We start from the raw sequence: 12,373 nt of genomic DNA on the forward strand, positions 1-12,373 counted from the left end.
GCACGACGGTCCCGGCGGAAGGTGACGCTCGTCGCGGACGCGGCCGTCATGCCGACAGCGGGTTCCAGACCGAGTCGAACCCCTGCCGCATGCCGCCCCCGGACACTCGTCGCGCCGGCCCTTCAGGCCTGACGCCGGCCCCCGGCCATCCGGAGCACCGGCTCCAGGGAATCCACGACCACCGCGGCACCGGCGTCGCGCAGGAGCTCGTGCTTGCGGTCGTTGCGGGCGTAGCCGAGGAACGGGACGCCGGCCGCCCGTGCGGCGAACAGGTCGGAGGGGGTGTCGCCGATCATCAGAGCGGTCGTGGGGGCGGCGCCCGTCGCGTTCAGGGCGCGGTTGATGCAGTGGGGGTCCGGTTTCAGGTGGTTCAGCTGCTGGGTGCGCCCGTAGATGTGAGGGGCGAAGCAGGGGACCAGGCCGCGGGAGGTGAGGTACTCGCGCACCACGCGCGGGGAGTTGTTGGTGGTGATGGCCAGGCGGGCGCCCACCGCGGTCCAGGTGCGGATCAGCGGATCAGCGTACGGGGTGGGCATGGCGGAGGCGGTGGCCTTCAGCTCCTCCTGGGTGAGGCGTTCCTCCAGCTCCGCGACCAGGTCGCTGCCGGGGTGCCGGCGGTCGACGGCGCGCAGCACGACGTGCGGGTCCAGGGAGTCGCGTTCGGACTCGGTGAGCAGACCGTGCAGGCCCCGCCCTTCGAGCCAGGAGACCAGGTCGTTCGCCACCCGCTGCGCCGAGTGGCCCGCGAAGAGGCGGCATACGGGCCCGTCGAAGTCCCACAGCACGACCCGGGCTCCTTCGATCAGGTCCCGCAGCTCTCCTGGTTCCGTCCCGGTCTCCGCCGTCACCGCATCGGTCCGTGTCGTCTCAGAGGTCACTAGGAGAGTGTCAGGTCCGTCGTGATGGTTTCCCAGAGGGCGTCGAACCACTTCTGGGATTCCTCCACGAACGCCCGGTCCCGCTGCCCGGCCTGCCGCGTGAAGGAGAAGAGCAGCGACGTCGAGCCCAGGACGTCGTACATCTCCAGGTTCTGGCTCTCCCACTCCTCCTCGCGCCGGGTCAGCATGTAGTAGCCGAGCAGGGCTTCCTCCCCGTTGAGCAGGTACACCTTCACCGGGGGGGTGAAGGGCAGCGCGCGGAACGAGACGTGGACGCCGATGCCGTGTGTGGCGCGCAGGGCGAGGAGGTGGTGCTGGAGGACGCGGGCCTGGGCGTTCCGCATCGCCAGCCACCGCTCGTGCACCGGATTGTCCCCGTCGCTGCCCTCCTCGACCGGGACGGGGAAGGCCAGGTTGATCCTCCTGGAGGGCAGCAGGAGACGGACGTCGATGGACTCCGGGCGGATCCGGCCCTCGTGGATGTGCCGGAGGGGTTCGCCGAGTGCCAGCATGAGGCTCTCCGACGTCAGGCACACCGCGTCGATGCGCACCCGGTCCGTCTCGAAGGCGTTCGTCAGGCGTGGTGCCAGCGCGACCATCGTGGGCTGCGGTTCCTCACGGGCCGGGGCGGGAGCGGGGGCCGCGATCCGCGGCGGGCTGCCCTTGCTCACGTTGCTGAGCAGACCGTCGTCCTGGAGTGCGCGCAGCGCCTGGCGGACGGTGCCGCGCTCCACGCCGAACTCCTCCGCGAGTTCGGCCTGAGTGGGCAGCCGGTCACCGGCCCTGAGCTCACCGGCCCGGATGCGTTCCCGCAGGATGTCGGCGATCTCCTGGGGCGAGAGCCTGCTGCTGCCGTTCACTGCCACGTTCTCCTGGGTCACGACCAAACGCTACAACCTTGGTTCACCCAAGGGGAGTTGTTGGTGAGTTGTTTACGCATGGCGGCCAAGTGGGCACAACCCCCTATGAGTTGGTTGCCAACTCCTCGAAGTTGGCAACACCACCGAGGGGGAAACCACCGTGCAGATGCTCGCTCTGCTCTCCGCCGTTCTCGTCATCACCGTCCAGCAACTCGTCGAGTGGCAGTTCGGCGTGGCCGGCCTCGTCGGCCTGCTGCTGCTCACGATAGGCATCAGAGCCAACAGGCCGGGGATCAGCTCCGCCGGGGCGGTACTGCTCGCCCTGCTCGTGTCGAGGCCCGCCCTGTGAGGAAGCGGCCGGGGACCGGTCCGCGCGGGGGCGTCAGCTCGTGAGCACCAGCTCCGAACTGATCGTCTCCCACAGTGCGTCGAACCACAGGTGCGACTGCTGCACGAACGTGGTGTCCCGCGGGCCGGCGCCCTGTCCGAAGCCGAAGAGCAAGGAGCGTATGCCCTGCGCGTCGTAGGTCTCCAGGGTCTCGTGGTCGATCTGCGCCCGGCTGCGGGCCACCGTGTAGTAGGCGAACAGCGCCTCCGCGCGATTGAGCAGATACAGCTTCACCGGCGGGGTGAAGGGCAGCGCCCGGAACGAGACGCTCACGTCGATGCCGTGGGTGGCGCGCAGCGCGAGGAGGCTGTGGCGCAGCACCTGGCCCTGGGCGTTCCGCATCGACAGCCACCGCTCGTGCACCGGGTCGTCCGCTCCCCGACGCCCCTCGACCGGCACCGGGAAGGCGAGGTCGATGTCCCGGCCGGGCAACAGGACCCGGACGTCGACCTTGGCCGGTTTCAGTCGCCCCGCGTGGATCCGGCGCAACGGCTCCCCCATGGCGAGCGTGAGGGAGATGGCGGTCAGGCAGACGGCGTCGATCTCCACGTGCTCGGCCTCGAAGGCCGCCGCGATCCTCGGCGCGAGCCCCACCGTGGTGGGCAGCGGCGGCGCGGCGGGGCCGGCCGGAGCCCTGCCGGGCCGGGCCGCGACGGTCGCCGGAGCCCCTTTGGAGACATTGGTGAGCAACTGCTCGGACTGCAGGATGCGCAGCGCCCGGCGTATCGCGGGGCGTTCCACACCGAACTCGGCGGCGAGGCGGGCCTGGGTGGGCATGCGCTCACCCGGCCGCAGCGCACCGGTCCGGATCCGTGCGCGCAGCTCGTCGGCCACCTCGCGATGCGTTCTCCGTGGCCGCTGCGGAGTCTCCCGACCCTTGACGGGGGCATGTTCCGGGTCCACAGCCAAACAGTACAACTTCTCGCCATCTTCCGGCAGTTCAGCGAAGGATGGTTATAGGACTCTTCCAAGTGGAGATAACTAGAAACAAGTTGGTCACCAACTCGCGCAACCTGGTCGCTCGACACGGAGGTTGGCCACCAGGGATGACGATTGGGGGCCGTGGACACAGGGGGACCGTCATGCCGCTCATCGCCATCGTCCTCGCCGCCCTGGCCATTGGATTCGAACAACTGGTCCAGTGGAAGTACGGGCCGATGGGGATCATCGCCTTCGTCGCCCTCACCGTGGGCCTCAAGGCACGCAACACCATGATCAGCGGCATCGGCGCGGTCATCCTCGTGATGCTGTTCGCCCAGTCCGGCTGACGGCACCGCACGGACCGCCGGCCGGGTTTCCCCTCCGGAGGGGAGCCGGGAACCCGCCGGCGGAGCACCACCCCGCACCACCCGCACCACCCGCACGACAACCACAACCACAACTGAACAGCTCGCTACGGATGAGCACCCACCCGTCGTCGGCGGAAGGAGACCGCGGCAGGGGCGCGCACGGAGACCGCGCTCAGAAGATGTCCGGGCACCACGGTCGCCTGGACGTACGCAGCAGGGCGTCGGCCTGACGGGCGGCGCCCGCTCGTCCTTCCCGCACCCGGCCCAGCGCCGCCAGCCGCACCGCGGACTCGTCGCCCAGCCACAGCGCCGCCAACTCGGCAACGTCCAAGGTCAGTTCGGGACTCTCGGTGGTGGGCGCACAGGACCGGGCACCGTCCGCCGACGCCTCCAGCCGGAACCGTCCGCCGGTCAGTCCCGCCCCGTCGGCCACCTCCAGCACCAGCGACCCCGCCGCCTGGTACGTCCGCGCCTCCAGCGCCCGTACGACGTCCAGGATCCGCACCCACAGCCAGTCCGCCTGGGTGGTCACCGCCGCGGCACGCGGGTCCGGCAGGAAGTGCGGGAGCAGGTCGTCGGGGGCCCGCCAGCCGCTGCGCACCGCCACCACCCAGTCGACCGAGCACAGGTAGTGCCACAGCGCCCGCTCCGCGGCCGGGGTCACCCCGATCAGCCACTTCACCCGTGCCGTGTTCAACGGCTGCTTCGCATCACCCCAGGTGTCGTCCACCGTGTAGGCGGCCATACCCTCGACCTCGCCCCCGGCCGAGCGGTACACCACGTGGAACGGCTCGTGGAACGTCGGGTGGAAGCGCACCGCCCCGGTGGCGGTCCTCCACCACAGCTCGTCGCGGTTCACCGCGCCCGGCTGCTGCCGGCGCAGCCGCTCGTGGAGTTCCGGCCCGAGCTTGCGCACGTCCTCCCCGTCCACCAGGTCGATCCGCCCGCCGTCCTCGGGCCCGGCCCAGCGCGGGTCGAGACCGGCGCGCGGCACGTCGATCGTCCACTCGGTCGCCGAGGTCGCCGGACCGAAGCCGTAGCGCCCGTAGATGGGGTACTCGGCGGCGATCAGGGTCGCGACGACGTCCCCGCGCTCCTTCGCCGCGGCGAGGTCCCGCTCCATCATGCGGGTGAGCAGCCCGCGCCGCCGGTGGGTGGGGGAGACGGTGACGTTGGTGACCGCGTCGGCCGGGACGGTCGCCCCGCCGACCACGGTGAGTTCCTGCGCGAAGGAACGGAACGTCGCCACACAGCGCCCGCCGTCGAAGGCACCGATCGACCGGCCGGGCGTGAACTGCTCCCGGCGCGCGTCCAGGTTCTCCCCGGTCAGGGTGGGTTCGCGCAGGAAGCCGACGTTCATGGCCCGTTGCCAGTCGGCGAACTCGGACTCGGTGACGGTGCGTACGTCAAGGGCGGGGCGGGAGGTCATGGGCACACGGTAGGTCGGCCGCGCGCCGGGTGTCGACGAGGTTTACCCACGCCCGCCCCGCCGGGACTCACACCAGCAGGTCGTCCACCTGCGCCTCCCCCTCCCGGTAGCGGCGCGCGATCTCCGCGCTGCACTCGTCGGCCGTACGCTGCAGCCGCTGCCGCCGCCGGGACACCTGCTGCTCGTACCGCACGAGCCGTCCCATCGCCGTCGTCAGCTCCCCGTCCGTGCGGGCGGAGAGGTCGGACAGCTCCACCTCGCCGAGCATCTCGGCAGCCAGCCGCCGGTACTCCTCGCTCCGCGGCGTCCCCAGCGTCACATGGCGGGCGGAGGAGCGGTGCCGGGCCGGACCGTCCCGCAGGATCTCCGACAGCCGCTCCACGACCGAGGCGCCCCCCGGCGCGACGGCCGACGGCACGCCCCGCGGAACCCGCCGGGCCAGTTCCGCCCGCAGGATGTCGATGCGCCCCTGGAGCAGCCGCCGCACATAACTGAGATCGGCCTCGTCCCGCTGTGCGTCACGGCGCACCGCGCGCAGCTCCGGCAGTCCCAGCACGAGCAACTCGGCCGCCCGCTCCTCCTCGGGCAGCACCGGACTGTCGGTGCGCTGTGTGGGCGGCCGGCGGAACTCCCGCTCCCCGATGCCCGCTTCGGCGGGCGGAACGGCCGTGGCCGGCCGTCCGATTCCCGGTGTGCTCATGTGCCTCAACCGTCCCCTCGACCGGCATGTGCCAGCATCGTGCCACCCCGACCGGCCGCTATGTGAGCGAGTGTCCCCGATCCGCCCCAGATGGGCGCTAAGGAGTAAAAATAGCCCGACCGGGACCCCGCGCGGGCCGCCGTCGGCCACCTGTTCGCCGACCGGCATGATGGTCGTATGCGAGCGGTGGTACAGAGGGTCGACGGCGCGAGCGTCGTGGTGGACGGCGAGACGGTGGGCGCGATCGAGGGCGAGGGACTGTGCGTCCTCGTCGGCGTCACCCACGAGGACACCAAGGAGGACGCGGCCCGGCTCGCCCGCAAGCTGTGGTCGGTCCGGATGCTCGCGGACGAGAAGTCCTGCAGCGACATCGGCGCCCCGCTGCTGGTGATCAGCCAGTTCACTCTTTACGGCGACGCTCGCAAGGGCCGGCGTCCCACCTGGAACGCCGCCGCCCCCGGCGACCTCGCCGAGCCGCTGGTCGACGAGGTGGTCACACAGCTGCGCGCACTGGGCGCGACGGTGGCGACGGGCCGCTTCGGCGCGACGATGCGGGTGTCGCTGACCAACGACGGCCCGTTCACCGTGCTGCTGGAGATCTGACCGGGCTCAGGGCTCGACGACGGTCTCCTGCGCGGCCGCCGTGTCCCCGGCGATCAGCCGCGCGTCCACCGGCACGTTCCGCTTCACCAGGGCCAGGGCGACCGGCCCCAGCTCGTGGTGGCGCACGGACGTCGTGACGAACCCGATCTTCCGCCCCTCCGGCCCGTCGTCGGCCAGCCGGATCTCCGTCCCCGCGACGGGCAGGTGGACCTCGCTGCCGTCCAGGTGCAGGAACACCAGCCGCCGCGGCGGCTTGCCGAGGTTCTGCACCCGGGCGACCGTCTCCTGGCCCCGGTAACAGCCCTTCTGCAGGTGCACGGCGCCGCCGATCCAGCCCAGCTCGTGCGGGATGGTGCGGTGGTCGGTCTCGAACCCGAGCCGCGGCCGCTGCTGCTCGACCCGCAGCGCCTCGTAGGCGAGGAGCCCGGCGGGCGGCCCCGCCTTCTCCGCGTACGCCTCCAGCTCGCCCCGGGGCAGGAACAGGTCCCGTCCGAACGGCGTCTCGCGGACGACGACCCCCTCGGGCACCTCCGCGATGGACCCGGCCGGCAGGTGCACCACCGCGATGTCCGCGGTGCGGTCGGCGACCTCGACCCGGTAGAAGAACTTCATCGACTCCAGGTACGCGATCAGCGCCTCCTGGGTGCCGGGCTCGACGTGCGCCCAGACCGTCTCGCCGTCGTCGACGAGGTACAGCGCGTGCTCGATGTGGCCGTTGGCGGAGAGGATCAGCGCCTCGGTGGCCTGGTGCGGCGGCAGATCACTGACGTGCTGGGTGAGCAGCAGGTGCAGCCAGCCGAGCCGCTCCGGTCCGGTGACGGTGACGACCCCGCGGTGGGACAGGTCGACGAAACCGGTGCCGTCGGCGAGGGCTCGCTGCTCGCGGAACAGGTCGCCGTAGTGGGCGGCCACGCCTTCGTCCACGCCCTCGGCGGGGACGGCGCCGGGCAGGGTCAGCAGAGGGCTCTTCATATGCCAAGCCTACGACTCGGCGGCCGCTGCCTTCCGGGCGCAGTCCTCACACCGGCCGAAGATCGCGAAGTGCTTCATGTCGGTGTCGAAACCGAAGGTGTCCCGCAGTTTCGCGGTGAACTCGGCGGCCACCTCCACGTCCGCCTCGATGACGTTCGTGCAGTCACGGCAGACCAGGTGCAGGTGGTGGTGCCGGTCCGCGAGGTGGTAGGTCGGGGCGCCGTGCCCGAGGTGCGCGTGGCTGACCAGGCCCAGCTCCTCCAGCAGCTCCAGTGTGCGGTACACGGTGGAGATGTTGACCCCCGACGCCGTCTTCCTCACTTCGGCGAGGATGTCGTCGGGGGTCGCGTGCTCCAGGGTGTCCACGGCTTCGAGCACGAGTTGGCGCTGCGGCGTCAGCCGGTAGCCGCGCTGCCTGAGATCGCTCTTCCAGTCGGTGCTCACCACACCACGAGTCTAGGCGGTACGGCCGGGACCGGGCCGGAACCGGTCTACTTGAAGAAGGCGATCCCGTCGTCCGGCATGTCGTCGGGCAGGGCCTTGGCCCAGCGCTCGACCTCCTCCGGGGTGACGACCTTCTTCAGGTGCGCCGACATGTAGGGGCGCAGCTCGACCTCGGGGGTCTGCTTCTCGCCGACCCACATCAGGTCGCTCTTGACGTAGCCGTACAGCCGCTTGCCGCCGCTGTAGGGGCCCGAGGCGGCGGTGCGGGCCACCGCGTCCGTGACCAGGTCGATCTGCGGCTTGCCCTCGGCCATCTCGCCGTACCAGATCTCGATGACGCCGTCGTCGCGGGTCATCGTCACCTCGACCTTGCGGTCGGCGTCGATCCGCCAGAAGCCGTGCTCGGACTCCAGCGGCCGCACCTTGTTGCCCTCGCCGTCCAGCACCCAGGTGCGGGAGCCGTACTCCAGGAAGTCCCGGCCGTCGTGGGAGAAGGTGACCTCCTGGCCGAAGTTGCACTTCTGCGAGCCGGGGAAGTCGTGCACGCCCGCGCCCGCCCAGTTGCCGAGCAGGAAGGCGAGCGGGACGAGGTCCTTGTGCAGGTCGGACGGAATCTCGATCATGAGCGGAACTTCCTGGCGTCGGTGATCAGCGCTGGCCCTGGTACAGCTTCTTCACGGTCAGCCCGGCGAAGGCGAGAACGCCGACGGCGACCAGGACCAGCAGAATTTCGAAGAAGAGGATCACGGGGTGCTCCTTGAGCGGGTGCTGTGGTGTGCGCAGGGCCGGCCCCCAGCTTACGCGGCCGGGGCCGGCCCCTGTCGTGCGAGGTCCGCCCCGCCGCGCCTCAGCCCAGCAGCTGGCTCTGCAGCACCACCGTCTGCTGGAAGGGCACGGCGTGCACGGTGCCCTTCCGGGACTGCAGCACCACCGCGAGCACGTCGCCGGCGGCGAGGTAGGCCTGCCGGTCGTGCTCCGCGCCGTACGGCTCGGCCTCGTCGTAGTAGACGGGCTGGACACCGGCGACTTCCGCCGCCGCCGGGAAGTCCTCGTCGTTGACGACGTTCTCCGTCCCCCGCACGCGGTGGACGGGGCTGTGGTAGGGGAAGATCACCCCGTGGAAGTGGCGCTTCACCATGGCCGCGGTGTCGAAGCGCAGCAGGTAGATCCGCGTCCTGGTGCCGTCCTGCGTGGTCCAGCCGCGCGCCGCGATGTGCCGGAGGCCGCCGTCGACGAGCCGCTGCCGCAGTTCCTCGCGGTCCGTCCGCTCCGCGAACTCCGTCAGGAACTCCGCTGTCGGCAGCCAGCCGTCCGCACCGCGCAGTGCCTCGTTCTCCTTCGCGCCCTTCGGGAGCGGCAGCAGGAGGGCGCGCAGGTCTGCGTGGTGGGTGCCGGCCGGGTTGGACTCCGCCGCGGGGCCCGGGCTGCCGGACGGCAGGGGCGGTTTGGTCAGCGGCGGGTAGTCCCATCGTCCGTCGGACTGTGTCGCGAGGCCGGGTACGTCGGTGCGTTCCATCCGGGTGATGCCGTACGCCGTTCCCGCGCCCGCCACGGCGAAGACGGCGACGGCGGCCGTCCAGCGCAGGGCGGCGCGCAGCACCCTCCGGTCCTTGGGCGCGGGCGGCTCCTGGGCCGGCTCCTCCGTCGTGTCGACGGCGAGGGCCTGCTGCTGCTCGGTCATACGGTCCTCCCCGGTTCGTCGATGCGGTCGAGCTGCTCACGGACCAGGGCGGCGACACCGGCCGAGTCGAGGGGCGCCACCCCGTCCGCGGTGACGGTGACCAGGACGTTCCCGACGGACGCGGAGCAGAACATGCTGTCCAGGACCTCGTCCTTGCCCTTGGGCGACAGGAAGCAGGTCGCCTCCGGGTGTCCCTGGATCGCCGGCCCCCTGCGCAGGGTGTCCAGCGACCCGAGGAGCCTCGCCTGGTCACGCGCGACGGCCTGGCTCTCCATCCGGGCGAGCACGATGCGTGCCGTGTAGATGTCGTCGCTCTGGTAGAGGGAGGCCGATCCGCTGGCGTAGCTGCGGATCGCCATCCCGGTGACGCGCTGCCTGTCGGCCTCCTTCTCCAGCCGCTTCAGCTGGGCGCGCGGCAGTCCGGGCAGCGTCTCCTTGCGGAGTGCGGTCGCCCGGGCGCCACGGGGCTGCGCGTCCGGGCCCAACTCCGCGACGTCCGGTCCGCGCTGCCGCCCGTCCTCGTCGTACGGAAGGAGCAGCGCCGACAGCCCGGTTGCGGGCTTCTCACCCACGCCGGGGCTCCCGGCCGCGGGGAACTTCCAGGAGGCGGCACCGGGGTCACGGTCGGCGCCGTCCACGGTCACCGCGGTGAAGGCCACGCCGGCGACGACGGCACCGGCCAGCAGCAGGGACCCGGTGACGGCGGCGACGCGCCGGCCACGCCGTGAGGGACGTAGGACCGGTTCGCCCGGCGGAGCGGGCGCGACGGGGGCGTCGGGCTCGCGGGGGACCTCGGGTGTCTCACTCACAGCTGCTCCATCTGCCGCCGGGCCAGGTCCATGATCAGCTTCTTGGGGACGCGCTCGAGCCCGCTCACCCAGATCGACATCGCGATGTCGCCCCGCCAGGCGTCCGCCCGGGCCCTGTACACGGGCTCGAACCCGGGTTCGGTCGCGCGCTTCAGCATGTACACCCGGCCGTCGCCGGTTCCGGGTATCGCCCAGCTCCCGGTGGCCTCGTCCTCCGCCCAGCGCCGTGTGGTGTCGATGGATTCGGCGGCCGCCAGCTGCTTTTCCTGGCGGTACTGCGCGAGGCGGATCTCCACGAAGTAGCCGTCGGCCTCCCAGGAGATCTCGGCCATCCGCCGGAACTCCTCGGTCAGCAGGTCTCCGAACGCCTCCGCGGGGTCCACGTAGTACCCGGCGAAGACGGGCAGGTCCGCCCACCCGTCGATCCCGGCCGCCCAGTCCGTCCGCTTCGCCCCGCGCGGCTTCTCGAGCAGCAGGGCGCGCAGGTCGCCGTCGGTCTTCACGCGCCGGTCCTGAGCGGCCGGCAAGGGGGCGGGCGCCTTGCCCGTCGCCTGGGGGAGCACCGGCTGCGACAGCGGTGGCAGCGGGGTGGGCTGGCGGTCGGCCTGGACGAGGTAGCCGGTGCAGGTGCCGGCGATCAGGCCCAGTACCAGGGCGGTGCCGATCAGCGCGGCCGTCCGCCCGCGCCCCCGCCCCCCGGACGCGTCCGGAGCCCGGTCCGCTTCCGGCACATCGGCCGGACTCGGCGCGTCCGGCGCATCGTCGGCCTTGTCAGGTTGTTCCAAGACGTCCCCCACAGAAGGTGAAGCGCGCGTTCCAGGGACGCGCGCACAGGAGACCCCCGGCCGGCGACCGGAGTTGTGGCGATCGTGATTACGATTCGGTCATGGCGAAAAAGCTCGTGATCAAGGTGACCGCCGGTACCGACGCCCCCGAACGCTGCTCGCAGGCGTTCACGGTGGCGGCGGTGGCCGCGGCCAGTGGCGTCGAGGTCTCCCTGTGGCTCACCGGGGAGTCCGCGTGGTTCGCCCTGCCGGACCGTGCCGCCGAGTTCGAGCTGCCGCACTCCGCCCCGCTGCCGGACCTGCTGGACTCGATCCTGGCGGGCGGCCGAGTCACCCTGTGCACGCAGTGCGCGGCCCGCCGCGACATCACGGAGAAGGACGTCCTGGAGGGCGTGCGCATCGCCGGCGCGCAGGTCTTCGTCCAGGAGGCCATGGCGGACGGCACCCAGGCGCTCGTCTACTGAGCGGTGCGCACCCACAGGCAGAACGGATGCCCGGAGGGGTCGAACAGCACCCGCACGTCGTCCTGCGGCTGCTCCCCGGCGAGCGTCGCCCCCTCCGCCACCGCACGGGCGGTCTCGGCCCCGAGGTCGTCGACCTCGACGTCGAGGTGCAGCATCATCTGCTGGTCGCCCGGATTCCGCGTGGGCCAGACCGGCGGCACGTACTCCGGCTCCGTCTCGAAGGCGAGCGTCGTGCCCGCGGCGCCGTCCGGCGGCCCGATCAGCACCCAGTGGGGTTCCTCCGCGCGCACCTCGTAGCCGAGGAGCCGCGTCCAGAAGCGGGCCAGCTCGTGCGCGTCACGCGCGTCGAGCACGACGGTGGAGAGCCTCGCAGCGCACATGGCCCCTTCCTACCGGGGCCCCTTCTTCCCGTCCAGCTCGTCCCACCACGCGTCGGACTTCGGGTCGCCGGTGGGGTCGTCCCACCAGCGGTCGTCGGGGCCGCGCCGGTTGGCGACGACCGCGGCGAGCGGCGGGATGACCATGGCGACCAGGCACATCGCGACGGCGGCCGGCACCGACCAGAGCCGCACCACGCCCCACGCCAGGACGAACAGCCCGATGCAGGTGCCCATCATGACGAAGTAGGCGTGCCGCCTGCGCGCGTACATGTCTCCAGCGTAGGTCCGCGGTTGCGGACATGCCGGAGGGCCGCATCCCGGGCGTCCAACCCGTGGGATGCGGCCCTCCGGCCGTCGCCGTGTCCTCAGACCGCGATCGCGACCTCGGCCAGGCCGCCCGTCTGGGCGACGACCGTGCGGTCGGCGGTGCCGCCGGGCACCAGGGCGCGGACGGTCCAGGTGCCCTCCGCCGCGTAGAAGCGGAACTGTCCGGTGGCGGAGGTCGGGACCTCCGCGGTGAACTCTCCGGTCGAGTCCAGCAGACGGACGTAGCCCGTCACCGGCTCGCCGTCGCGGGTCACCTGGCCCTGGATGGTGGTCTCACCGGGCTTGATCGTCGAGGCGTCCGGGCCGCCGGCCTTCGCACCGCACATGTCGTACTCCTGAAGTGGTCTGGAAAGGTCGGTCGGGG

18 protein-coding genes are annotated in these 12,373 nt (G+C 71.7%); 4 read left to right on the forward strand and 14 right to left on the reverse strand.

From position 1 onward, the window contains the following. Positions 1-122: 122 nt before the first annotated feature. On the reverse strand, positions 123-878 hold the full coding sequence (locus tag ACZ6A9_RS30485) for an HAD family hydrolase (protein WP_468992085.1): 756 nt from the start codon (positions 876-878) through the stop codon (positions 123-125). Continuing rightward, positions 878-1,765: a GntR family transcriptional regulator gene (locus ACZ6A9_RS30490; protein WP_468992088.1), complete on the reverse strand. Its 888-nt coding sequence runs from the start codon at positions 1,763-1,765 to the stop codon at positions 878-880. Before ACZ6A9_RS30490 ends, ACZ6A9_RS30485 begins: the two co-directional genes overlap by 1 nt. Positions 1,766-1,898: 133 nt before the next feature. Here ACZ6A9_RS30490 and ACZ6A9_RS30495 point away from each other — a divergent pair, with 133 nt between their 5' ends. Beyond that, positions 1,899-2,087, forward strand: coding sequence for a hypothetical protein (locus ACZ6A9_RS30495; protein WP_468992093.1), 189 nt, complete (start codon positions 1,899-1,901; stop codon positions 2,085-2,087). A 33-nt stretch (positions 2,088-2,120) separates the two neighbouring features. Here ACZ6A9_RS30495 and ACZ6A9_RS30500 read toward each other — a convergent pair whose 3' ends face one another. Next, positions 2,121-3,035 (reverse strand): winged helix-turn-helix domain-containing protein, encoded by a 915-nt coding sequence (locus ACZ6A9_RS30500; protein ID WP_468992095.1) that lies wholly within the window; start codon positions 3,033-3,035, stop codon positions 2,121-2,123. Between the two features lie 173 nt (positions 3,036-3,208). On the opposite strand from ACZ6A9_RS30500, the gene ACZ6A9_RS30505 reads away from it, so the two are divergent. Continuing rightward, positions 3,209-3,394 carry a hypothetical protein gene (locus ACZ6A9_RS30505; protein ID WP_468992099.1) on the forward strand — a complete coding sequence of 62 codons (186 nt, stop codon included), beginning with the start codon at positions 3,209-3,211 and terminating at the stop codon, positions 3,392-3,394. Between the two features lie 193 nt (positions 3,395-3,587). On the opposite strand, the gene ACZ6A9_RS30510 is transcribed toward ACZ6A9_RS30505, so the two are convergent. Then, positions 3,588-4,844 carry a GNAT family N-acetyltransferase gene (locus tag ACZ6A9_RS30510; protein ID WP_468992102.1) on the reverse strand — a complete coding sequence of 419 codons (1,257 nt, stop codon included), beginning with the start codon at positions 4,842-4,844 and terminating at the stop codon, positions 3,588-3,590. A gap of 67 nt (positions 4,845-4,911) precedes the next feature. Further along, positions 4,912-5,544: an RsiG family protein gene (locus tag ACZ6A9_RS30515; RefSeq protein WP_468992109.1), complete on the reverse strand. Its 633-nt coding sequence runs from the start codon at positions 5,542-5,544 to the stop codon at positions 4,912-4,914. Positions 5,545-5,721: 177 nt separating this feature from the next. Here ACZ6A9_RS30515 and dtd point away from each other — a divergent pair, with 177 nt between their 5' ends. Beyond that, positions 5,722-6,147 carry a D-aminoacyl-tRNA deacylase gene (gene dtd, locus ACZ6A9_RS30520; RefSeq protein ID WP_468992114.1) on the forward strand — a complete coding sequence of 142 codons (426 nt, stop codon included), beginning with the start codon at positions 5,722-5,724 and terminating at the stop codon, positions 6,145-6,147. 6 nt (positions 6,148-6,153) lie between these two features. On the opposite strand, the gene ygfZ is transcribed toward dtd, so the two are convergent. The 6 genes from ygfZ to ACZ6A9_RS30550 form a co-directional block, all read right to left on the reverse strand. Then, a complete protein-coding gene (gene ygfZ / locus ACZ6A9_RS30525; protein ID WP_468992117.1) occupies positions 6,154-7,119 on the reverse strand; it encodes a CAF17-like 4Fe-4S cluster assembly/insertion protein YgfZ in 966 nt (321 codons plus the stop codon). Between the two features lie 9 nt (positions 7,120-7,128). Then, on the reverse strand, positions 7,129-7,566 hold the full coding sequence (locus ACZ6A9_RS30530) for a Fur family transcriptional regulator (RefSeq protein WP_468992121.1): 438 nt from the start codon (positions 7,564-7,566) through the stop codon (positions 7,129-7,131). Between the two features lie 44 nt (positions 7,567-7,610). After that, the gene (locus tag ACZ6A9_RS30535; RefSeq protein WP_468992125.1) at positions 7,611-8,186 is read right to left on the reverse strand and encodes a heme-binding beta-barrel domain-containing protein; all 576 of its coding nucleotides are present in this window, start codon (positions 8,184-8,186) and stop codon (positions 7,611-7,613) included. Between the two features lie 224 nt (positions 8,187-8,410). Continuing rightward, positions 8,411-9,244 carry a hypothetical protein gene (locus ACZ6A9_RS30540; protein WP_468992126.1) on the reverse strand — a complete coding sequence of 278 codons (834 nt, stop codon included), beginning with the start codon at positions 9,242-9,244 and terminating at the stop codon, positions 8,411-8,413. Then, positions 9,241-10,053, reverse strand: a complete 813-nt coding sequence (locus ACZ6A9_RS30545; RefSeq protein ID WP_468992130.1) for a hypothetical protein — start codon at positions 10,051-10,053, stop codon at positions 9,241-9,243. The genes ACZ6A9_RS30540 and ACZ6A9_RS30545 overlap by 4 nt, the downstream gene beginning before the upstream one ends. Next, on the reverse strand, positions 10,050-10,838 hold the full coding sequence (locus ACZ6A9_RS30550; protein WP_468992134.1) for a hypothetical protein: 789 nt from the start codon (positions 10,836-10,838) through the stop codon (positions 10,050-10,052). The genes ACZ6A9_RS30545 and ACZ6A9_RS30550 overlap by 4 nt, the downstream gene beginning before the upstream one ends. A gap of 101 nt (positions 10,839-10,939) precedes the next feature. Between ACZ6A9_RS30550 and ACZ6A9_RS30555 the strand changes: the two genes are divergently transcribed. Next, a complete protein-coding gene (locus ACZ6A9_RS30555; RefSeq protein ID WP_468992138.1) occupies positions 10,940-11,302 on the forward strand; it encodes a DsrE family protein in 363 nt (120 codons plus the stop codon). Here ACZ6A9_RS30555 and ACZ6A9_RS30560 read toward each other — a convergent pair. From ACZ6A9_RS30560 to ACZ6A9_RS30570, 3 genes are all read right to left on the reverse strand, one after another. Then, on the reverse strand, positions 11,296-11,682 hold the full coding sequence (locus ACZ6A9_RS30560; RefSeq protein WP_228969774.1) for a VOC family protein: 387 nt from the start codon (positions 11,680-11,682) through the stop codon (positions 11,296-11,298). The two genes, ACZ6A9_RS30555 and ACZ6A9_RS30560, sit on opposite strands and share 7 nt — an antisense overlap. 9 nt (positions 11,683-11,691) lie before the next feature. Then, positions 11,692-11,952, reverse strand: coding sequence for a DUF3099 domain-containing protein (locus tag ACZ6A9_RS30565; protein ID WP_468992141.1), 261 nt, complete (start codon positions 11,950-11,952; stop codon positions 11,692-11,694). Between the two features lie 95 nt (positions 11,953-12,047). Continuing rightward, positions 12,048-12,335, reverse strand: a complete 288-nt coding sequence (locus ACZ6A9_RS30570; protein WP_054232391.1) for a DUF1416 domain-containing protein — start codon at positions 12,333-12,335, stop codon at positions 12,048-12,050. Positions 12,336-12,373: the final 38 nt, after the last annotated feature.

This window comes from Streptomyces sp. NPDC041124 (assembly GCF_055592385.1).